We start from the raw sequence: 20,946 nt of genomic DNA, 5'->3' as shown, positions 1-20,946 counted from the left end.
AGATATGGAACAAGAATTCCGGCGCGCGGATTTCGACCTATGTCATTCTTGGCGAGCGCGGCTCACGATGCTGCATCCTGAATGGCGCCGCCGCCCGCACATGCCAGCCCGGCGACCAGATCATTGTCTGCAGCTCCATCTACCTGGACGAAGCGCAAATCACCTCGCTGAAACCGCGGATTATCACTTTCGATGAGGACAATCACATACGCGACCGCCTGAGCTACTCGGTCGAACTTGACGCACACGGCCGATACAGTTTTTCCATCCTTGAGGCCAATGCGGCGTTGGCCATTCCTGCCCTGGTCTCCAAGGCGTGACTTGTCCCCCGACACATGCGCGAGCTTCCGCCCGGTTTGATTGGCCGCGATTCCCACGCGGTCCGAATGCGCTTGACAAAAGGGCGATCGCCCGGCTCGATTCGACGAATTCACCAGGGGGATCCCGGCAAGGGGCTGAGATACTGCTGGCTTTCGCGGCGCAGTGACCCGTTGCACCTGATCCAGTTCATACTGGCGTAGGGACGGTGCAAGCGCTTTGCGGGGCCCCATGCCCGAAAAACCTGTAACCAGGCAGGCCAGAGTGTCTTTTCATCCTTCCGGCACAGAACTGGGTCTCCAATGCATGAGCAAAGGAGCCTCAAATGAATGCCATCACCCCGCCGTTTCGACGGGACCGATGCCGGCCTCAAGGAAAATCCACAAACCCGGGCTGATCCACCGATCCACCCGACTCGCTTGGCGACATCCCGAAGGGAAGGCTCAAGGCCGCAAATCTGGGAACCTCGCATGGGACACGACCATGGAGGACGGCGCGCGGGTTCTCGGAAATGTTGAAATGAAAGGTCGCACCTTGCTATCTCGCTTCCGCTTTAGGATGGCCTCGCCGCCGTTGTGGTAGGCGAACGTGATCTCGACCGAGCCGTCGTCGAGCAACTCGGCGTGACCGTCGCCGGTGACTGCAGATTCGCCGCGCATCGAAGAAGCATTCGGCTGCAGCAACATCGCCCCCACAGCTTCACGGGCGGGATCGACGGCCGCCAGATCGGAGAATACAGCACCGTCAAGTCCACCGCGACCAGCGCCTCGTTCACGATCGACCGGATTGCCCGCAGCGGATGATCGCGCCGCACCCGCACCTCAAGGTCAACCTAGCTGAACAGCTCGCCAGTCGATGGTCGCCGCCGCGCACGCATCGCCTCCGTATCGCTTCGGAGCCAATGAATCACGCTCAACGGCAATTCGCCTTAGAAGTGCGCCAAGGTCACGCCAGCCTTGCTTGTATGCCAGATCCGGCGCTCCCGTCTAACCGGCGCTCAGGCAAAATCCTAGCATTGAGTTTGATCAGGACGAAGGGCGCCTTGATCAAAGGCGCCCTGCGCTTCGGCGACACGCTTCGACCCCCGGGAGGTCACGGGATCAAGCATTTCGCACGAGCCGCAAAAAGCTACATCCTTTGGCATCTCCGCTCAGCCAATGCTGGCTGAGCGGAGAGTCTAGCGCACGCAACCAAATGCCGCGGCCGCTGAGATGCGACTTTTTATTCCGTTAGAAATTCCGCTGGAAGCGGAGGAAGCCGCCGACTTCGTCGCTATCGTCGTCAAGATCGTCGTCGAAGTTGTCGACATAGACGACTTCAGGCGCGATCACGAGGCCGGGAACGAGTTCGTAGTTCACGTTGGCAACGGCAGCGAAGTCTTCGGCTTCGTCATAGGAGAAAACGCTCGTGCGGCCGATGCGACTTCTGCAGTCAAATCTTTTCTGAGCATTTCGATGGGAACGCGACTATCGAGAAGAGGCGACGGGTGGATCAACCACAGCCACGCTAGTCTGGGATTGGAAATCGTGGCGAGCACCTGCCGGATTCCCGGCGTAGGCCTGCCATCGATGAACTGAGCTAGGGGGAACACATGCTTGCGGGCGCCTTTTCGCAACGCAATCACATCGTTGTGCCGCTGCCACCAATGCAATGTGGAGCGCGGTATCCCAAAGTGTTTTTCCAGATGTGTTGGTCCTGCAATCTGACCCGCCCAGTCTTCAATGCGCATGCCATCTTTTTGATGATTTTGCGCTTCTGGAACGACAGAGCCAGGCGCGTCCTCGGCTCGGACCGTGGGCGAACCCGCCTCCCGGGCATTAACATCTAGGCGACGCGCTGCTTCGGCCGCGAACCTATGGACGAATTCGAAAGCCAAGGCGGTTAATTCGTCAGCAGGAGGAAGTAAATGAGTAACAGAAGTTACTTCAGCTTCAATGCACGACGAGATTGAACTCCGATCCCTTACCGCCTCCTTGTAGTGAGCCAGAACGCGCTGAAGCTCCTTCATGACCAAGCTTGAAAGCTCGGCCTGAATTTCGTTTCCAAGACCACTTGATCCAGTCATGTTTGGCTTCCCGACGGCGTTCGCGTCTGCGTGCTTCTTTGATTTTCCGCCGAAACTGAGCCGGGATGTGCCATCCGGATATGCGGATCACCTCCTCTCAAACCAACAATCGCCGACGCGCTGTAAACGCCCCCATCCAGCGCTTGGAAATGGCGCCCTGCCGGTGGGGAGGACACCGGCAGGGCGCGCCGCGCATAGGTCTCGGTCGCGTGACGACCGGACAGCGGCGGCAGTCTGTAGCTTCGGCAGGGCCGATTTCGGCCGCTTGCGCCCACCGGCAGGCTTGGGCGGTGAACCAACCATAGACGCAGAGAGTCGGTGGACGCCTCCAAATCTTCGGGCTGCGCAGCGCCGACAGAAAGGTGCCGGGCCCGAGAAATCGCCCCTCCCATTGGCTGGATCAAATTCGCCATCGCTCGCCTGCGCCCTTCGTGATGTTCCGAAACTAACGGCTCAGATGCCTATGGCCTCATATGCGGCTGCGATCTGTCGAATGGACGCGACATGGGCAGCCGTCCGGTAATCGCCGAGTTCCGGCTGCCCCTCAAGGAGGTCGGCAATACGGGCCCAGGTGCTGCGCATGACGTCCTCCAGGCCGGACCGAACGAGGTCGATCTCAGCGCCGCCTTCAAGAAACTCGTCGCGCATGTCGGTGGGGAACGTCTTGCCTGTCATTCGCTCGAGTGCTGTGGCGATCGTCTGGTTGCGCCGCTCCCGCCGCCGCCTTTCCATCAAGCCGAATGGAATGTGGGTCAGGTTCTTCACCCATTCGAAATAGCTGACGACCACACCGCCCGCGTTGACATAAAGATCGGGGAGGATCGTCCCGCCTCGGGCGCGCAGCACTTGATCGGCCTGGAAGGTGACCGGGCCATTAGCGGCTTCGACGATGAGATGCGCTTTGATGCGCTCGGCGTTGTCGATGTGAATGGCGTTCTCCATCGCTGCGGGGATCAGGATGTCGCAGGGCTCTTCCATGCCCGTCATGTCGCCGGCGAACGATTCAGCGCCGGAAAAGCCTAGGACGCTTCCGGTGCGGACCTGATGCTGCTTCAGCGCCACGACTGGAAGACCCTCGGGGTTGGCGACATATCCGTCGTGTTCGGCAACGACGGTCACCCGCGCGCCATCTTCCTCGGAAAGGAATTTGGCAGCGTGGTAGCCGACATTGCCAAACCCCTGGACCACAACGGACGCTCCCTTGAGGTCCCGCCGTCCAACAATGCCAGGGGTACGGAGATCGCGGAGATAGCTCTGGATGGCGAACTGCACGCCTCGGCCTGTCGCCTCCGTGCGTCCCGCGATTCCGCCTTTCGAGAGCGGTTTTCCCGTCACGCAGGCACGCGCGTTGATGACATCGGTGGGGTTGGCACGGCGGAACTCGTCGACCATCCATGCCATTTCGCGCTCGCCGGTGCCTACGTCCGGAGCAGGCACATTAAGACCAGGGCCGATCAGACCGCGCTTGCTGAGTTCCTGGGTAAAACGCCGTGTGATGCGTTCGAGCTCTTGCGGAGCCCGTTCGCGCGGATCGATTTTGAGTGCTCCTTTCGAGCCTCCGAACGGCACATCGACCAGCGCGCATTTGAGCGTCATCAGAGCTGCAAGCGCTTCCACCTCTTCAGCATCGGCATCGGGCGCGAACCGGATACCGCCTTTGACCGGCTCGCAATGTTCACTGTGCACCGAACGCCAGCCGACAAAGCTATACATCCGGCCGCGGAGTCTTACGCCAAAGCGCACCGTATAGGTTGAGTTGCACTGGATGATCCGCTCCGCCAGTCCCTCGGGAAGGTCGAGAAACGACATGGCGTGTTTGAAGTTGAGGTCGACGCTTTGCAGAAAGCTTGAAGGGAAGCTCGATACAGAGGCATCCATGGTCTATTCTCCGATGGTGTTAGAAGTGATCGATGTGCGGTGACCGTCGCCCCAACCGTGTTTCGATGATGGCGGCATCGTCGGTTGCGGCAGGATCCAGAATTGACCTGCCCCAATGCTTGCTATGCCTTCGACCATTTCGAGTTCTTTCTTTGCGCAACACGCTGCTACCAATTCGACTCATCTCAGCAGAGTGCGATGGCTAACGCTTCGCATGAGCAGCACACAGATGAGGGTGAACAGCCATCGGGCGGTGTCGCTGTCGAGTGTAATCTTGGCGGCGAGCCGCTCCCTCAGCAGCTCGGAGGCGTCGTTGTGAATGGCGCGGCGGCCCATGTCGATCGCTTCAAGCCTGGCAGGGCTCGCGCGCATGGCCTCGTAGTAGCTCTCGCAGATCAGGATGTAGTCCTTGAGGGTCGGCGGAACGGACCGAGCGACAGATAGTGGCTCAGGACAAGCACTCCCTTCTCGGGGGCAATATGCAGCGCCAAGCGTGCATCCGCGAATGCGAGGCTGAGTCGATAGGGCCCGCCGTCATGGCCGACCGGAATGAAGATGTTGTTAGCGAGCAGGTAATCGACGGCGATGGCGCGTTCCCGCTCGATGTGCGCGTTGCGGCTGCTGAACGAGCCGTCAAGCGACACATCGCAAAGCCGGAACACGGCGGCGGCCATCGACTTGCTCCGCTCCGCTCACAGCGCTTCGACGCACATGGCGATACCCATGCCGCCGCCGATGCACAAGGTCGCAAGCCCCTTGGAGACGCCGCGTCGCTTCATCTCGAAGAGCAGCGTGTTGAGGATGCGCGCGCCGGAGGCGCCGATCGGATGGCCAATGGCGATCGCGCCGCCGTTGACGTTGACGATCGACGGATCCCAGCCGAGATCCTTGTTAACGGCGCAGGCCTGCGCCGCGAAGGCCTCGTTCGCCTCGACGAGTTCCACGTCGCCGGCGGACCAACCGGCCTTTTCCAGCGCCTTGCGCGACGCGGGGATGGGTCCCGTGCCCATGATCTGCGGGTCGACGCCGGCCGTCGCCCAGGAGACGATACGTGCAAGTGGCTGGATGCCGCGCCTTCCGGCCTCCGTTTCGGTCATCAGAAGCGTGGCGGCAGCACCGTCGTTGATGCCCGATGCGTTACCGGCGGTGACCGTGCCGTCCTTGTCGAAAGCGGGACGGGGCTTCGCTATGGAATCGAGCGTGGCGCCATGGCGGATATATTCGTCCTGGTCGACGGTCAGGTCGCCCTTGCGGGTCTTGACGATGAAGGGGACGATCTCGTCGGCGAACTTGCCGGCCTTCTGGGCGGCTTCGGCCTTGTTCTGCGAGGCAAGCGCGAATTCGTCCTGCTCCTCCCGCGTCAGCTGCCATTTGCGCGCCACGTTTTCGGCGGTGATGCGATTGGATACATCAGGCCGTTGATGTCGCCGGCGTATGAATATGGCTCGAACGCCGTCGCCTCTGCGCCCGTGGTTACTGAACAAATCGTGGGAATGCCGCGAAAGAATCCTCGATCGTGCCGCATGCCACTTGTATGTATGCCGCCAGAAACGAAGACCCTGTCGAACCAGCCCTTAAGTATGGCAGGCACTCCGTGGTTCCAAAGCGGGAATTGAAATACAACGAGGTTCGCCCGTTTCAGGCGCGCGATCTCACGAACGACGTCTTCGGGCAATGTGCACGTTTCGGAAGCGTGTCGTTGTTCGTTTGTGGTCGCAAAGAAATCCGTGCTTTTTCGATTCCTATAATGCTCTGGCTTTTCGACCGGGTCAAACCGCTCGGCATAGAGGTCAGAAATCTTAACGCTGTGACCAAGACCCATCAGCGTATCCTTTGCCACCTCAGTCAGCGCGCTGTTGAATGATGCCGGTTCTGGATGACTGTGTACGATTAGCGCATGCATGGTGTCGGACTCATTTTTGCCTGTTGTTCGCCATCCAGTTGCTGAGGGCGCAGAAGGCCACGTATTTCGCAACGTACCTGCTGAATTATGTGGTGCACTAGGTCCAATCCGATATCTGCCAGATAATCTGCCACAGCATTCTCTAGGATCGGAGGACGGTGGGTCCTGATGGCCGTCGTCAGCGTAAAGACATCTTCGCCGTATTTCCTGCGTGGAAAAGCATTTTCCTACCACGAAACTAGAGCGCCCAGAATGTCAATAGCGCGAGGGAGATCTTTTGCAGGTGGTCCGCAAATTGATAGCGTGATACCATGATACCAAGATGGTTGACAAGAGGCTTGTTTTGGTGCAAAACAGCGCTATGAAACAAGCTAAAGCGATGACTGTTCGCCTCTCCGAAGAGCAGGCTCAGGCCCTGGAGATGGTCGCCAGCGTTGAAAATCGGCCGGTGTCCGATATTATTCGGGCAGCGATAACCACCCATATTGAGACCCGCAGACGTGACCCAAGCTTCCAGGCCGGGCTCAAGGACCGCATTTCACAGGCGCGTAAGCTGCTCGACCGCTAGTGGTCAGCGTCGCCTTCGATGACAGGGGAAGCATGAAGAAATCCACCAAGGGTCTGACGCCCAGCGCGCCCAGCCATATTCTCGGACAGCGGACATTCGCGGCGATCACAGCCGTCGAAGGCATCAACTTGAGCGCGGCCAGCCTAAGCGTCTCGCGAATTTGAAGAAGCGCAAGCTTTCGCCTGACGATCAGCGGGCCGAGATCATCCGCGCTTATCAGGACGCCAAGTCACGCGGGTGATGTCGGTCGGTTACGACGCCTTCGACGATCCCTACGCCTATAAGGGCACCACGACCCTAAAGAACAAGCTTGGCTTGCGCGATCCCGCATTGCTTGAGGCGTTCGAGCTTGAAATGACGACTCTGCGCGCTCGCGAGCCGCTACCGCGCGGTCGCTATGACCCGAGCCACTATCGCCGCGTCCATCACCACCTGTTCCAAGACGTCTACAGCTGGGCTGGCAAGTACCGCACGGTGCGAACTGCAAAGGCTGGTAATCCTTTCTGCTTTCCGGAATATATCGACGGCGAGATGAAGCGGCTTTTCACCGCGCTTCCGTCGATGATCGGAGCGGAGACCGCTGAGGCTTTCGTGGTCGAGGCGACCCATTTCTTGGGCGAGCTGAATGCGATCCATGCCTTCCGAGACGGAAATGGCCGTTCGCAACTCTCATTCATGGCGATGCTCGGCGAGCGCGCCGGATATCCGATAGACTTTAGTCGCGTCAAAAGAGAAACACTTTTGCCGGCCATGGTCGAAAGCTACTCGGGCGATCTCAGGCGATCGGTCCTAGAGCTTCGCCTTCTGCTCCGTTGAAATCTAGCGTGTGCGCCGTTCGCGTCCTTTTCAAGCTCGAGCGTCTCGCGCGTGCGCGTAAAGAAGCCGACCAGGCGGGCGTACGAGGCGCGTGCCTCGGAAATCTTACGCCATTGAGGCGGCCACTGTGACGAGGTCAGGGCAATAATGCGACAAGCTGTTGCAAAATTCGCCGTCCAGTTACCCGGCGAGGCGTACATCTACTTAAGATTCGCATAGCTCGATTATCTCGGGAAAGGCTCGGCCGAGACCGTCGGCCAAACAGTCAATGAACTTGGCGCCATCCTTCGCACGTCAGAACAGCGGCCGTTTGATTAAGAGGCCGGCGCAATGCTGGGTCCTCCGCTACACTCCGTTTGAGTTTGCAGATACGCGCTGACGAGCTTGCGCGCCGATCTCGACTGGGGTCCCAGACACGGAGAATGAGGGGTGGTGCCCGGCGAAAGAAAACGTGTGCCGTTGATGTCATTTGGCCTGGCCTCAAACTCAGGGAGCTGCGTGCCAAATGCGCCACTCCCCGCAACAGCTCCAAGACGGGACCCAGATCAATGACAGCCTTGACGCGAACATGGCGCGATGCTATTGGAATAGCGAAGTCAGATTGAACGACGTTCCAATAGCGAGTGGATGTTGGAGGGAGATAGCCGCCCTTATGCAGAGTCAGTTGCCGCGGACCAGCGGGCGTCTTCTCTGTCTTACGGAATTATCCCCTCACTCATCCTCCCGCTTGTGTTCGGGCGGCCGAAAATCGTCTTGGTTCACAATCTAAGGATTTTGCTGTGACAGACATCACCGGTCGCCTAGGGCGGTGCTACACTGGCGTCGTGCACGACGTCATGCGCGCCATGGGTTTTCGCGATTTCACCTTTCCAACCGAGCTCAGGCCGCTTGATCCAGCCGGCGTTATTTGCGGTCCAGCTTTTACTGTCGAAGGCGAAGCCAGCCCCACCGATGCGCACGAGAGTCTGCTCGCCTGGACCGGCCTACTCTCTAAGGCGCCGGCGGGCTCCGTCTGGGTATCGCAGCCGAACGACAGGATCGTCGCGCATATGGGCGAACTTTCCGCAGAGACACTGAAGAACAAAGGAGTCCTCGGTTGCGTAGCCGACGGGTTCATTCGTGACACCAACTTTCTGCTCGAGATAGGGTTTCCGTCCTGGTCTCGGGGCTACACGCCGCGGGACATTGTCGGCCACTGGCTACCCAAATCTGTGAACATTGAAATTCGAATCGGCGACGTGACGGTGGCGCCAGGCGACTACGTGCTTGGCGACCGCGACGGCCTCCTACGCATCCCAAAGGCGTCGGTCGGCGAAATCCTTGAAAAGGCCGAGACGGCGATCGCCACCGAAAATCTTGTGCGCAAGGCGATCTTAGCCGGTGCCGACCCGCAGGAAGCTTATCTGCAGCACGGTAAATTTTGAGACCGCAGGACTGTGAAAGTCTTCAAGATGGCGACCGCCATTCACTTACACGGAAAAGAGCTTACCCAGAGCAGAACTCAAGTCCCCGTAAGCAAGTTCGCGGTGGTCCGGCATGCGTGACGATCCGAAGCTGCTGATCCTAAATATGGCTGACAACGTCGCCACCGTGCGCACGCGGCTTAGGGCCGGCGACGTCGTCGCCGTGTCAGGCGTTCGAGTGGAGGTTTCAGCCGACATCCCTCTCGGCCACAAGGTGGCGCGAGCCGCAATCGCGGCAGGCGAGAAAATCATAAAACTTGGCGCACCGATCGGCTACGCAACCGAGGCGATCGCGCTCGGGGCTCATGTTCACACACACAATATCGCTAGCGCTTATATCCCCACTTATACGCTCCCGAAGGACACACAATGAAAGGCTATTTGCGTAAAGACGGGCGCAAGGGCATCCGCAACGTGCTCGTTGTCGTCTATACGGTCGAATGCGCGCACCATGTGGCGCGCGAGATCGCTCGGTCCTTCGAGGGACACGACATACAGGTCATTGGCTTCCCCGGCTGTTACCCGAATGACTATGCGCGACTGATGTTAGAGCGGCTCTGTACGCATCCGAACGTCGGTGCCGCGCTTCTAATTTCGCTTGGCTGCGAGTGCATGGATAAGAATCGCCTTGCAGCTACGATCCGCGAGTCGGGCCGTCCAACGGAATTGCTCACCATTCAAGCAGTCGGTGGCACACGTACTACGATCGAGCAGGGCCGCGCCTGGGTGCAGAGTACCCGCGCCCTTCTTGACGCGCAGAGCCCTGTCGATATGGCGGTGAGCGAGCTCGTCGTCGGTACAATCTGCGGCGGCTCGGATGGGACCAGTGGCATTACCGGCAATCCGGCAGCGGGTCGCGCCTTTGATCTGCTGATCGGCGACGGCGCCGCCTGCATTTTCGAGGAAACGGGCGAGTTGATCGGCTGCGAGCACATCATGGCCGCACGCGCGAATACCGCTGAACTGGGACAATCGCTGATCGACAGCGTCGCCAAGGCGGCGCGCTATTATGCGACGCTTGGCTACGGCTCTTTCGCCGTCGGCAACGCCACAGGTGGTTTAAGTACCATCGAGGAAAAGTCGCTGGGCGCTTACGCCAAGTCCGGCGCTTCACCGATTTCCGGCATGCTAAAGCCTGGCAACCTTCCCCCGCGAGGAGGGCTCTATCTGCTCGATGTTGTGCCAGACGGCGAGGTCCGCTTCGGCTTCCCCAACATCAACGACAATGCGGAAATCGCAGAACTGATGGCTTGCGGTGCGCATGTCAATTTGTTTGTCACGGGCCGTGGATCCGTCGTCGGCTCTGCCATTTCGCCTGTCATAAAAATATGCGCCAATCCGGAGACCTACGACCGAATGGCGGATGACATGGACGTTAACGCCGGTAGAATTCTGCGCAGTGAGGCCTCTATCGACGAGGTGGGCTATGAGATTCGCGACTTGGTGGTTTCGCTTGGCGAAGGCGCTCGCACGCGGTCCGAGGAGCTCGGCCACCAGGAGTTTATTTTAACCTACAAGAGTTTCGAGCCGCTTGGGCCATCGTGCCTGCCGGGTGGATAAACTCAGGTTCGTTGTCCGAGGATTGTGGTTATCACTGGCGGGCGGCACATTATTGGCTTGCGGCCGTAGAATCAAGAGATCGCAAAAAGGTCGCGGCGAACGCTCAAAGACAGATTTCATCGATCGTGCCTCGCGCCGGTCCACCGGCTTGATGTTGCTTTCCAGCGCGACCGGTAAGTTCGCTGCGTTTTGCCCGCCGGGTCCAAATCATGCGCTTGCATCCAAAGGTACTGATATCGGTACGTCCACAGCTGTTAGCCTACGCTCTGCGTAGACCTCGGGAATGTGCTTGACCGATCCACTTCTGCGGCAGATAGAATGTCATTATTTTTGGAACGATCCGTAGGAGGTGCATGGTGCGAGTGGTGAATTCCCTTGTGGAGCGTTGCTTTGCCGTAATTGAGCTATTAGCGAATGAGGCGGCAGCGATGCGCCTCGGTGAAATTGCTGAGAAGCTCGACCTTCAAAAGAGCGCAGCCCATCGAATGCTCACGATTTTGAGTGACACCGGTTGGGTGGAGCAAGAGCCTGTCACTGGTTTTTATAAACTCACGCTCAGGCTTGCCATTTTTGGTCAACGGTTTCTTAGCGCGACCCACCTGACTGATGTTTGCCAGCCTTCATTGGAGCAATTGGCGGCAGAAAGCTCTGAGCTTGTTCGAATGGCTGTCGTGCAGGGCGAAACCCTCACCTGGATTGCACAGGTTCAAGGCGCTCGAAATGGCTTGAAATATCAGCCTGAATTGGTAGCGAAAGTGCGCTTGACGAATACAGCCAACGGCAAAGCTTATTTGTCGACGCTCGACCAGACAGATGCAATTCGCATCGCGATTCATGACAGCGCTGATGGACCGGAGCGATCTAACTTCCGCGTGGAAGAATTTATGGAGGAGTTGAAACGAGCTCGCAACCGAGGCTGGGCGATTTCGAATGAAGAGGCTGAGCCGGGCGTTGTTGCGATTGCTGCACCGATTACATTGGGGGGCGTTCAAACGGTTGGCACGGTCAGCGTTGCTGGTCCGCGGTCGCGCCTGACCACGGAGCGGCAGGAAGAAATAGCATCATCGGTCGTGTCTACGGCTGCCAAGCTTGGGGAGTTATGGCCACTGAGGCAACGACAAAATGCCGATAAGTGAATTGCTCGAAGGATAATGAGCTGAGCTGGATCGAGATTTACGGCAACTCCCATGCCAGGTCTCTCCTTTTTGCTTCCTGCGGGCATCGCCTTCGGTCCCGGACCGGCGGTATTCTGCGCAAGAGGCCTATGAGCGGCCAGGTCGGACACCGGCGGCGGCGTTCTGTACGACGCTCGCCGTCGATTGATGGTGCGATTTCCCACATCAAACGCCAACGAGATCATATCAAGCCGAGCCGAGAATGCGGCGGACATCCGAGAGTAGTCGGAACCCCATAATGCGCATCACCTTCCGGCGATCCCCTGAACGCGAAAAAGCGCCGAGACGCAATTGACACGCCATCCTAATTGGAATAGCGTTCTACGGAAGACGTGCAGAGCCAACGGCTATCAGCGGGGCGCCATCTGACGCGCTACTAATCTAGGACTATCCATTCCAACTACAGTGATCGAGGGAAACCTACCGCATGATTGCTAAAGAATTAGGTTCCGTAGCAAGCAAGTATTCAAGATCCAGCCATTATGACGCAATTATTATCGGCGGAGGCCACAACGGGCTGGTTTGCGGGGGTTATCTCGCTCGCGCTGGCCTAAAGACTTTGGTGCTGGAGCGACGAGACATTGTAGGTGGCGCGGCCGTTACCGAGGAAATTGTTCCTGGATTTAAGTTCTCTGTCTTTTCATATGGGCTCGGTCATCTGCATCCAAAGGTAAATAGAGAGCTCGAGCTCGAGAAGTTTGGATTGAGGGCCGTCAAGCACAATGACCTATTTGTGCCGATTTCTAACAATGAGTTTTATATATATAGCAGTGACCTAGCGACGGCCCAACGACATATCGCACGATTTTCCGAGAATGACGCGAGAAAATATCCGGAATTCCTTGCCTACCTTGCGGACCTTGGGCCAATCTTCCATCAGCTATTGCTGGAAACTCCGATAGACCCATCCAGGCGTGACTGGAAATCGTTTAAAGAGAACTTTGGGTTTCTCTGGCGCTACAGGAAGATCGGCGATCGGATCTATAAGATCGCGGACCTGTTCACACAAAGTGCCGACGAGTTTCTGTCGCAGTGGTTTGAAAGCCCAGTTATTCGAGGGCACTTCTCTTATTGGGCTGGTGTGGGCAATATGATGGGTCCCAAGTCACCAGGCTCGGCGTGGGCTACGCTGTATTACCTATTCACTATGGCAGACGGCGGAAAAGAAAATGTTCCGTCGCCAGCCGGTCACGCCGTAGGTGGGATGGGCGCCGTGTCCCAAGCGCTGGCCGCCTCCGGCAAACAGTTCGGCCTTGAGATCAAGCTGAACAGCGAGGTAACGAAGGTTGAAACTCGTAATGGACGAGTCACAGGTGTTGTCACTCTCGACGGCTCCGAATATTTCGCGCCCATCGTGATCAGCAACGCTCATGCCAAGATTTTGTTTGACGATCTCTTGGATGAGCGCGAACTTCCTACCGGTTTCATTGATCAAATCCGGCGGTTCAAGACTTTTTCCACGGCATGGAAGATCAATGTTGCGTGCGACACGGCGCCAAAGTTCGCCTCATTCGATCGCGAGCGTAGCGGCATCGATGCGGTTACGTTCGCTCACATCGGCCCTGATATCGACTACCTCGAGCGAGCCTATGATGACGCCAAGTATGGTTGGTATTCAGAAAAGCCTTGGATGTCCGTTGGCGTGCCTTCACTCATTGATGACACAATGGCGCCCGCCGGGAAACATGTTGTCCATCTTTATGGTGGGCATGCTCCTTATGAGCTGAAGGGGGCCAGTTGGGAGACTGAACGAGTGGGCTTCGTCAAAAGTGTTATGAACGTCCTTGACGATTTTGCTCCCGGTTTTTCGAGTAGCATCATTGATATGCAGGTCTTGCTTCCTCCGGACATTGAACGAATTCTGAATATACCTCATGGACACATCCTTCACGGCGAGATGTCAGCGGATCAGCAGTTTTTTAAAAGGCCAGTTCCACACTACTCCGACTATCGTTCTCCAATCCACGGGCTCTATCAGTGCGGCTCCTCTTGTCATCCGGGCGGCTGTGTGAGCGGTATACCGGGGCACAACGCCGCACGAGAAATCCTCCTGGACGTCTCGAAAGGCAAGCGGCTTTGGGCTCGGAAGTAGATGCGCGCTCGCTTGAAGAAAATCTAGCTAGCGCGAACGTCCGCCTTCCCTGTTCAGTTCGTGATTGCGGACGATCTCCGAAGAGAACTGTCAGGCCCGCGATCCAGATTCTGCGGCGAGCAGAATTTGCCGGCGATTAAGATACATTTGGGAGAAACCCTCATGCAAACCCGCGCCGCAGTCGCTGTAGCCGCCGGAAAGCCGCTCGAGATCATGGAGGTCGACCTCGATGGTCCGCGCGACGGCGAGGTGCTGGTCGAGATCAAGGCGACCGGCATCTGCCACACCGACGAATTCACGCTGTCGGGCGCCGATCCCGAAGGCATCTTTCCGGCGATCCTCGGCCATGAGGGTGCGGGAATCGTCGTCGATATCGGCAAGGGGGTGACCTCGGTCAAGAAGGGTGACCACGTCATCCCGCTCTACACGCCGGAATGCCGGCAATGCCCGTCCTGCCTGTCCAGAAAGACCAATCTGTGCACCGCGATCCGCGCCACGCAGGGGCAAGGCCTGATGCCGGACGGCTCGTCGCGCTTCTCGATCGGCAAGGACAAGATCTTCCACTATATGGGCTGCTCGACCTTCTCCAACTTCACCGTGCTGCCCGAGATCGCGGTGGCCAAGGTCAATCCCGACGCGCCCTTCGACAAGATCTGCTACATCGGCTGCGGCGTCACCACCGGCATCGGTGCTGTCATCAACACGGCCAAGGTCGAGCAAGGCGCGACGGCGATAGTCTTCGGCCTCGGCGGCATCGGACTCAACGTCATCCAGGGCCTGCGCCTTGCCGGCGCCGACATGATCATCGGCGTCGACCTGAACAACGACAAGAAGGAATGGGGCGAGAGATTCGGCATGACGCATTTCGTCAATCCGAAGGAGATCGATGGCGATATCGTGCCCTATCTCGTCAACATGACCAAGCGCGGCGCCGACCAGATCGGCGGCGCCGACTATACGTTCGACTGCACCGGCAGCACCAAGGTGATGCGGCAGGCGCTTGAGGCATCGCATCGCGGCTGGGGCAAGTCGGTGGTCATCGGCGTTGCCGGCGCCGGCCAGGAGATCTCGACGCGGCCGTTCCAGCTCGTCACTGGCCGCACCTGGATGGGCACCGCGTTCGGCGGCGCGCGCGGTCGCACCGACGTGCCGAAGATCGTCGACTGGTACATGGACGGCAAGATCGAGATCGACCCGATGATCACCCACACGCTGAAGCTCGAGGACATCAACAAGGGCTTCGACCTCATGCATGAGGGCAAATCGATCAGGAGCGTCGTGATTTACTGAGGAAGACCACAAGCCGCCGACCAACCGGCCTGCGACCTCTGTGGTTCAAAACTGGGAGGAGAAAAGAATGGCGGAGAAACTGCATCCGAAAATCGACAATGGCCTACCCAAGGAAAGCGCGAGCTTTGCCGGCGGCACGCTGGTCTGCGCTTGCACCAGCAAGCCGGTGAAGGTGAAGGTCAAGGGTCAGATCGCCCACAATCATGCCTGCGGCTGCACCAAATGCTGGAAGCCTGATGGCGCGATCTTCTCGGTCGTTGCCGTGGCTGGCACCGGTGACGTCACCGTCGTCGAGAACGGCGACAAGTTGAAAGTGGTCGATCCGAGCGCGCTGATCCAGCGCCATGCCTGTACCGGCTGCGGCGTCCACATGCATGGCCCGGTCGAACGCGACCATCCGTTCAAGGGGCTTTCCTTCATCCATCCCGAGCGCTTCGAGGAGGACGGCTGGTCGCCGCCGGGCTTCACAGCCTTCGTCTCCTCGATCATCGAATCCGGTGTCGATCCGAAACGCATGGACGGCATCCGCGCGCGGTTGAAGACAATCGGGATCGAGCCCTATGACTGCCTCAACCCCGGTCTGATGGACTACATCGCCACCTGGACGGCGAAGAAGTCCGGAGCCTTGCCAGAATAGGCTGGTAAGCCGCGAACCCGGAGCCCAGCCCCGGTTGCTACGTTCGGTGACGCGCACGATCGTTATCATCGTTGTGTCGCTCGATTAAAAGCAAATCCGACGATGAAACGACTGGTTTGAAGGGAAGACCATTGAAATCGACCGCAATAGAACCTGCTACTTTGCACAATCCTTCAGCTCCGTTTAGCCAAGCCATGCTCACGCCATCTGGCGCGAACTGGCTTCATGTTTCTGGACAGCTTTGTGCTGAAGGATCCTGTGAGGAACAAGCTCACACAGTTTGGGACCAAATAACGGCGTTGCTTAAGGAAGCCGGAATGGAGATCGACAACCTTACCAAGATCAATCAGTATATCGTCGCGGGCACAGACGTTTCCGCTTACACCAGAGTGCGAAATAAGTTTCTCGCCGGTCATCGCCCTGCCAACACGCTGGTCTTAGTACCGGCGTTGGCTGCACCAGGAGCGCTTGTCGAGGTAGAGGTAATAGCCGCCAAATTCTAGGGTGCCAATTGTCGGCGCAGACGGGTCAGGCCGCGATTAGACGTGGCCGGACGACACCCTTTTTACGCATTGTCGTGCGCATGCGACGATCGTGGCGGCTGCATTTGATCGGCCGGTGATCAGCAAGCGCGATAGGCCGATCCCTGGCAGCCGCCCTACGTCCAGCACCTGCGCTGTGGCCCGACGTAGCAAGCCCGCGCACCGATCCATGTAGGATGGGATCGAGTTCCAGATTGAATACCGTTCCACTCACGATTGACTTTGGGCGTTGGATTTTGTAGCAAATACTCACCCCCAACGTTTGAATGGTCCAGCAGAGAGAAGTTGCCGAGATGGAGAATATGGCTGAAAAGACGGTTGTGGAGTTGGCGGCCCTTCAACGGCCTGGGCATTCACTCGACCGCGTCTTTTACGTTGACAAAGATATCTTCGAGCGAGACATCGAGGTGATTTTCGCTCGACAATGGCTTTTCGTTGACCATGTCTCGCGCATTCCGACACCGGGGGATTTCATAACTTTTGAGATCGGCGGTGACTCGATCGTCATCGTGCGCGGCACAAACGGCGAAATCTTCGCGCACCATAATGTCTGCCGCCATCGGGGCAGTATAATTTGCCAGAAACCAGAAGGAAAGGTCCGGACGTTTACCTGCCCTTATCACGGCTGGGTTTATGATTTAAGTGGCCGTTTAGTGCACGCCAAGAATATGGGCGAAGGGTTTGATCGCTCGAAATGGGGGCTGCACTCATGTGCAGTGCGTGTGACTGCGGGATTGATCTTCATTTACCTTGGGATCGAGAAGGACGCCCCTAATTTTGCTGGGATGGAAGCGGATGTGCTCCCCTATCTGGAGCCGCATGGGCTGACGAGAGCAAAGATCGCTCACACTGAAGTATACACAACACTCGGAAATTGGAAGCTTGCGGTTGAGAACTTTCGAGAGTGCTATCACTGCGTAATGGCACATCCGGAATACACAGCGGTTAATGCATATGTCAAAACCAATGATGCCGTTCCAGGCTCGTTTGAGGCGAATGTTCTTCCCGCATGGGAAGCGGCCGCGAAGGATGAAGGATTCGTGGTGGGGTCTGTCGCCCTTGCCACTGGACTTCAGCCATATCAAGTCAGGCGGCGGCCAATCCGCGATGGGTGGCAAACCGCTTCCAAAGACGGCCAACCGGTTGCTCCCCTCATGGGCAACCTGAAGAAGTTCGATGGGGCCGAAACTGCCGTGGACTTTATGCCTCAGTTCGGACTTCATAGCACCAGTGACCACACAACCCTAATTCGTTTCACCCCGATAGATCCGACCCACACGGAGATGCGGCTCACTTGGCTGGTGCACGAAGACGCCGTCGAGGGGACGGACTATGACGTGGAGCGCCTGAAGTGGATGTGGCATGTGACCACTCTGCAAGACGCAGAGCTCATCGCGAACAACCATCGAGGGGTGACTTCACGCCACTACACTCCGGGCCTATACTCGGTTCGGGAGGAAATGACGGCAGCGTTTATCGCTTGGTACTTGAATAGGCTGATCAACGAGTAGTGTTGTGAGGACGCTCAGGATCAGTCGATGCGTAGATGAGGCCCTTGGCATACGCTCTTACGAGCTGGTAGACCCTGACGGCGCGCTTCTCCCTCCTTTTGAAGCCGGCGCCCACATAAATTTGCATTTGCCCGACGGCCGCACACGGTCTTACTCACTGTGCAATGATCCCCAGGAACGCCAGCGCTACGTTATCGCTGTTCTTCGCGAGCCCGCCGGGCGCGGAGGCTCTGTCTACGTGCACGACAACCTTGCCGTGGGCAGTCAAGTTCAAATCTCAGATCCCCTGAACAACTTTCAGCTGATGGCGGGAGCTAGTATCTATACCCTAATCGCCGGAGGTATTGGCATCACGCCAATTTTGTCGATGGCCCGTTATCTCGAGAGAACGGGCGCGGCATACTCGATTCACTACTGTGCTCGGAATCCTGAGCGAGCCGCCTTTCGAGAGATTCTTGACACGGCACCCTTTAGCCGGCGCACGGTGATGCACTTCGATGGCGAACATTCCGGGCAAAGGCTCGACCTCGCATCCCTGCTCCGTGAACGAGTGGAAGGACAGCAAGTATATTGCTGCGGGCCTGCTGGCCTCATTGACGGTGTTAAAGCCGCCACATGGGATTGGCAGGCAAACTCCGTTCATTTTGAACGGTTTAAGATAGACCCGGCTCTATCAACCGGGTCAGGACAGGACTCGACCTTCGAAATAGAGATCGATTCAACCGGACAAATCTTGGAGGTACCGCCGCAAAAATCCATTCTGCACGTGCTGCGCGAGAACGGGATATTCCCTGATAGTTCATGCGAAGAGGGGATTTGCGGGACGTGCGCAACAGGTCTTCTGGGTGGAACAGCAGATCACCGCGACTTCGTCTTGACCGACGAAGAGAAGGCGTCGCAAACCGTCGTTATGATTTGTTGCTCACGTGCGGGTTCCAGGCGCCTAAAGCTCGACCTCTAGGCCGTTCCTGTTGATTTGTGCGTTCAGCTGCGTAGCCCTGGTTCTTATGCGCTTAACGGCTGAATCAGATCTTTGGGCGCAACCAAGGCTGCTGTTCCCGAAACTATTGGTGAGTGTCTATCGGTTTAAATTGCTTTGCAGGCAGCATTGGCCTGTGCCCCTGCGCAGACTCCTGCCGGCCGGTACCACCGGTGATTTACCGTCCGCAGCTCATGTGAGCGTCGACCGCAGCGATACCTAAATCCCTCGTTAGATCGATCGGCATCGCCACGTCGTCGCCTTGTTTGAGCCGGTAGCAAACTTTACCGCGGCACTTGACGGTATCTTGAAACGGTGATCTAGTTGGAACGGGCTTCCAGTTGTGGCGCGGTTGCTCCAGACCTGTAGCGTGCGCTCGGGGCCATCTAACGGCTGCCAGGTCATACGAGGCAGGAAGGACGTTCATTTCGTTTTGTCGGCGGCCTGTGCGCCCAGGCCCGTAACAGAATTCGACAACTCACATCTTATCCACGCTAAATGCTGGATAGACCGACTGAGAAACTACTTATCACTGCTAAGAAACCACAGGGGAAAAGCAATGAAAAACGATGAGTTTAGTCATGTCGCAGAAGTTGGCGGAGAAGCCGGGTATAGCCGTCGGGGCTTCCTCCAACGGACCATGGCTCTAGGTCTCGCCGCTGCCGCGGCAAATAGCATGTTCGGCACCAGCGCAAAGGCGGCCGCGCCAAACAAAGGTGGTACCCTGACAATGGGGCTCGGGGGCGGAGGCACAACAGACTCCCTGGACCCTGCACTGGCTTCCAACGGGGTCGCCCTCGTTTACCTCCACACCTTGGGTGAGACCCTGGTCCAAGTCTCGCCAAAGGGCGAAGCGGTGCCCGCCCTTGCCGAAAGCTGGGAAAGTTCGGTCGATGCCGCCACTTGGACATTCAAAATTCGCAAGGGCGTCGAGTTTCACAATGGTAAGACAATGTCGCCGGACGACATCGTGAAGACAATTCAGCGCCATTCCGACAAGAATTCCAAGTCGGGCGCCTTCGGCATCCTTCAGCAAATCGCGGATGTGAAGGTGGATGGCAGAAATGTCGTCATTTCGCTGAAATCCCCCAATGCAGATTTGCCTTATTTGATGTCCGATTGGCATTTGGTGATCCAGCCGGGCGGGGGAATAGACAAGCCGGACGCAGGGATATTCAGCGGCGCCTATAAGCTGAATAGCTTCGAGCCGGGCGCACGCATCCAGATGGAAAAGTTTAAGAATTATTGGGATCCAACCGCCGGTCATTTCGACGCGGTCAATATCCTAGTGATAAACGATTCGACTGCGAGGAATTCGGCGCTTCAGTCTGGCCAAGTGGACATGGTCAATCTAGTCGAGCCACGCGTAGCCGGGCTTCTCAAGCAGGCACCGAAGGTCATCGTTGAGTCATCAGTTGGCCGCGCATACAACTGCTTCAACATGTTCTGTGACACTACTCCCTTCGACAACTACGACCTCCGCATGGCGCTGAAGCTCGCCATCGACCGCGAGCAGATGCTGAATAACATTCTTGCCGGTTACGGGTCCATCGGCAACGATTCCCCCATCAACGCATCTTATCCGCTGTTTGACGACTCCATCCCGCAGCGTACCTATGACCCGGATAAAGCCAAGTTCCACTATAAGAAGTCCGGCCATGACGGCTCGATCCTGCTGAGGACCTCCGACGTCGCCTTCGCCGGGGCCGTCGATGCGGCGCAGCTCTTCCAGCAGAGCGCCGCCAGCGCCGGCATCAAGATCGAGCTCAAGCGCGAACCGAGCGACGGCTACTGGGACCAAGTCTGGAACAAGGAGCCTTTCTCGACCGCAGAGTGGAGCGGTCGGCCCACACAGGACCAGATATTCTCAACCGTCTATTTCTCCTCGGCGAACTGGAACGATACCCGTTTCAAGGATCCAAAGTTCGACGCGTTGATCTTGAAAGCGCGAGGCGAACTCGACAAGACCAAGCGCAAGGATATATATAGCGAAGCGAACCTGATCCTGCGAGACCAGGGGGGGCTGATCACCCCGATGTTCAAGAGCTTCATTAAGGCCTATCGCAGTGACCGTGTCGCTGGATGGCATGAAAATCCCAATATGGACATGATGAACGGCAAGGCCGCCGTGCTGTGCTGGCAGGCCTAA

19 protein-coding genes, 3 pseudogenes and 1 riboswitch are annotated in these 20,946 nt (G+C 57.7%); of the genes and pseudogenes, 15 read left to right on the top strand and 7 right to left on the bottom strand.

All coding sequences use genetic code 11. The features are described 5' to 3' along the window. A partial coding sequence (locus NKH36_RS26720; RefSeq protein ID WP_352965184.1) for an aspartate 1-decarboxylase occupies positions 1-320 on the top strand: 320 nt, incomplete at its 5' end. 105 nt (positions 321-425) lie between these two features. Then, positions 426-542, top strand: a riboswitch (TPP riboswitch). Positions 543-1,012: 470 nt separating this feature from the next. On the opposite strand, the pseudogene NKH36_RS26715 reads toward NKH36_RS26720, so the two are convergent. From NKH36_RS26715 to NKH36_RS26685, 7 genes and pseudogenes are all read right to left on the bottom strand, one after another. Beyond that, a pseudogene (locus NKH36_RS26715) lies at positions 1,013-1,191 on the bottom strand (IS5/IS1182 family transposase); the annotation flags it as partial. 356 nt (positions 1,192-1,547) lie between these two features. Beyond that, positions 1,548-1,676 (bottom strand): hypothetical protein, encoded by a 129-nt coding sequence (locus tag NKH36_RS26710; RefSeq protein ID WP_352965182.1) that lies wholly within the window; start codon positions 1,674-1,676, stop codon positions 1,548-1,550. Further along, a complete protein-coding gene (locus tag NKH36_RS26705) occupies positions 1,673-2,383 on the bottom strand; it encodes an antitoxin Xre/MbcA/ParS-like domain-containing protein (RefSeq protein ID WP_352965180.1) in 711 nt (236 codons plus the stop codon). The genes NKH36_RS26710 and NKH36_RS26705 overlap by 4 nt, the downstream gene beginning before the upstream one ends. Before the next feature lie 453 nt (positions 2,384-2,836). Next, the gene (locus tag NKH36_RS26700) at positions 2,837-4,192 is read right to left on the bottom strand and encodes a Glu/Leu/Phe/Val family dehydrogenase (RefSeq protein WP_352965191.1); all 1,356 of its coding nucleotides are present in this window, start codon (positions 4,190-4,192) and stop codon (positions 2,837-2,839) included. A gap of 249 nt (positions 4,193-4,441) precedes the next feature. Continuing rightward, positions 4,442-4,935, bottom strand: a pseudogene (locus tag NKH36_RS26695) (UPF0262 family protein). A gap of 18 nt (positions 4,936-4,953) precedes the next feature. Continuing rightward, positions 4,954-5,658, bottom strand: a pseudogene (locus tag NKH36_RS26690) (acetyl-CoA C-acyltransferase); the annotation flags it as partial. After that, entirely contained in the window at positions 5,622-6,164 is a 543-nt protein-coding gene (locus tag NKH36_RS26685) for an NAD(P)H-dependent oxidoreductase (RefSeq protein ID WP_352965178.1), read from the bottom strand. The pseudogene NKH36_RS26690 and the gene NKH36_RS26685, both read right to left, overlap by 37 nt. A 322-nt stretch (positions 6,165-6,486) precedes the next feature. Here NKH36_RS26685 and NKH36_RS26680 point away from each other — a divergent pair, with 322 nt between their 5' ends. The 14 genes from NKH36_RS26680 (at position 6,487) to NKH36_RS26615 (ending at position 20,946) form a co-directional block, all read left to right on the top strand. Then, positions 6,487-6,732, top strand: coding sequence for a DUF6290 family protein (locus NKH36_RS26680; protein WP_184878730.1), 246 nt, complete (start codon positions 6,487-6,489; stop codon positions 6,730-6,732). A 32-nt stretch (positions 6,733-6,764) separates the two neighbouring features. After that, on the top strand, positions 6,765-6,896 hold the full coding sequence (locus NKH36_RS26675; protein WP_352965176.1) for a hypothetical protein: 132 nt from the start codon (positions 6,765-6,767) through the stop codon (positions 6,894-6,896). Positions 6,897-6,972: 76 nt separating this feature from the next. Further along, the gene (locus tag NKH36_RS26670) at positions 6,973-7,548 is read left to right on the top strand and encodes a Fic/DOC family protein (RefSeq protein ID WP_352965175.1); all 576 of its coding nucleotides are present in this window, start codon (positions 6,973-6,975) and stop codon (positions 7,546-7,548) included. Between the two features lie 779 nt (positions 7,549-8,327). Next, positions 8,328-8,972, top strand: coding sequence for an RraA family protein (locus NKH36_RS26665; RefSeq protein WP_352965173.1), 645 nt, complete (start codon positions 8,328-8,330; stop codon positions 8,970-8,972). A 112-nt stretch (positions 8,973-9,084) separates the two neighbouring features. Then, a complete protein-coding gene (locus tag NKH36_RS26660) occupies positions 9,085-9,384 on the top strand; it encodes a UxaA family hydrolase (protein ID WP_352965171.1) in 300 nt (99 codons plus the stop codon). After that, positions 9,381-10,571, top strand: a complete 1,191-nt coding sequence (locus NKH36_RS26655; RefSeq protein ID WP_352965169.1) for a UxaA family hydrolase — start codon at positions 9,381-9,383, stop codon at positions 10,569-10,571. The genes NKH36_RS26660 and NKH36_RS26655 overlap by 4 nt, the downstream gene beginning before the upstream one ends. 353 nt (positions 10,572-10,924) lie before the next feature. Then, a complete protein-coding gene (locus tag NKH36_RS26650; protein WP_352965167.1) occupies positions 10,925-11,707 on the top strand; it encodes an IclR family transcriptional regulator in 783 nt (260 codons plus the stop codon). A gap of 466 nt (positions 11,708-12,173) precedes the next feature. Beyond that, positions 12,174-13,838 (top strand): phytoene desaturase family protein, encoded by a 1,665-nt coding sequence (locus tag NKH36_RS26645; RefSeq protein ID WP_352965165.1) that lies wholly within the window; start codon positions 12,174-12,176, stop codon positions 13,836-13,838. A 162-nt stretch (positions 13,839-14,000) separates the two neighbouring features. Then, positions 14,001-15,128, top strand: a complete 1,128-nt coding sequence (locus NKH36_RS26640; RefSeq protein ID WP_352965163.1) for an S-(hydroxymethyl)glutathione dehydrogenase/class III alcohol dehydrogenase — start codon at positions 14,001-14,003, stop codon at positions 15,126-15,128. Between the two features lie 67 nt (positions 15,129-15,195). Beyond that, on the top strand, positions 15,196-15,765 hold the full coding sequence (gene gfa, locus NKH36_RS26635) for an S-(hydroxymethyl)glutathione synthase (protein ID WP_352965161.1): 570 nt from the start codon (positions 15,196-15,198) through the stop codon (positions 15,763-15,765). A gap of 131 nt (positions 15,766-15,896) precedes the next feature. After that, positions 15,897-16,268, top strand: a complete 372-nt coding sequence (locus NKH36_RS26630; protein ID WP_352965159.1) for a RidA family protein — start codon at positions 15,897-15,899, stop codon at positions 16,266-16,268. 341 nt (positions 16,269-16,609) lie between these two features. Beyond that, positions 16,610-17,818, top strand: a complete 1,209-nt coding sequence (locus NKH36_RS26625; protein ID WP_352965157.1) for an aromatic ring-hydroxylating oxygenase subunit alpha — start codon at positions 16,610-16,612, stop codon at positions 17,816-17,818. Positions 17,819-18,056: 238 nt separating this feature from the next. Next, complete coding sequence (locus NKH36_RS26620) at positions 18,057-18,779, top strand: PDR/VanB family oxidoreductase (protein ID WP_352965155.1); 723 nt, start codon at positions 18,057-18,059, stop codon at positions 18,777-18,779. Positions 18,780-19,356: 577 nt separating this feature from the next. After that, the gene (locus NKH36_RS26615) at positions 19,357-20,946 is read left to right on the top strand and encodes an ABC transporter substrate-binding protein (protein ID WP_352965153.1); all 1,590 of its coding nucleotides are present in this window, start codon (positions 19,357-19,359) and stop codon (positions 20,944-20,946) included.

Source organism: Mesorhizobium sp. M1312, from assembly GCF_040318115.1.
GTDB lineage: Bacteria > Pseudomonadota > Alphaproteobacteria > Rhizobiales > Rhizobiaceae > Mesorhizobium.
The sequence above is the reverse complement of the archived record's forward strand: the minus strand, read 5'-3'. Positions and strand labels throughout refer to the sequence as shown.

What these genes read in the sequence shown, in the direction of transcription:
- NKH36_RS26640 (WP_352965163.1), top strand. Translation starts at nt 14,001, where the DNA reads ATGCAAACCCGCGCCGCAGTCGCTGTAGCCGCCGGAAAGCCGCTCGAG.
- NKH36_RS26705 (WP_352965180.1), bottom strand. Translation starts at nt 2,383, where the DNA reads ATGACTGGATCAAGTGGTCTTGGAAACGAAATTCAGGCCGAGCTTTCA.
- NKH36_RS26625 (WP_352965157.1), top strand. Translation starts at nt 16,610, where the DNA reads ATGGCTGAAAAGACGGTTGTGGAGTTGGCGGCCCTTCAACGGCCTGGG.
- NKH36_RS26655 (WP_352965169.1), top strand. Translation starts at nt 9,381, where the DNA reads ATGAAAGGCTATTTGCGTAAAGACGGGCGCAAGGGCATCCGCAACGTG.
- NKH36_RS26670 (WP_352965175.1), top strand. Translation starts at nt 6,973, where the DNA reads ATGTCGGTCGGTTACGACGCCTTCGACGATCCCTACGCCTATAAGGGC.
- NKH36_RS26680 (WP_184878730.1), top strand. Translation starts at nt 6,487, where the DNA reads ATGGTTGACAAGAGGCTTGTTTTGGTGCAAAACAGCGCTATGAAACAA.
- NKH36_RS26615 (WP_352965153.1), top strand. Translation starts at nt 19,357, where the DNA reads ATGAAAAACGATGAGTTTAGTCATGTCGCAGAAGTTGGCGGAGAAGCC.
- NKH36_RS26645 (WP_352965165.1), top strand. Translation starts at nt 12,174, where the DNA reads ATGATTGCTAAAGAATTAGGTTCCGTAGCAAGCAAGTATTCAAGATCC.
- NKH36_RS26700 (WP_352965191.1), bottom strand. Translation starts at nt 4,192, where the DNA reads ATGTCGTTTCTCGACCTTCCCGAGGGACTGGCGGAGCGGATCATCCAG.
- NKH36_RS26685 (WP_352965178.1), bottom strand. Translation starts at nt 6,164, where the DNA reads ATGCATGCGCTAATCGTACACAGTCATCCAGAACCGGCATCATTCAAC.
- gfa (WP_352965161.1), top strand. Translation starts at nt 15,196, where the DNA reads ATGGCGGAGAAACTGCATCCGAAAATCGACAATGGCCTACCCAAGGAA.
- NKH36_RS26660 (WP_352965171.1), top strand. Translation starts at nt 9,085, where the DNA reads ATGCGTGACGATCCGAAGCTGCTGATCCTAAATATGGCTGACAACGTC.
- NKH36_RS26650 (WP_352965167.1), top strand. Translation starts at nt 10,925, where the DNA reads ATGGTGCGAGTGGTGAATTCCCTTGTGGAGCGTTGCTTTGCCGTAATT.
- NKH36_RS26675 (WP_352965176.1), top strand. Translation starts at nt 6,765, where the DNA reads ATGAAGAAATCCACCAAGGGTCTGACGCCCAGCGCGCCCAGCCATATT.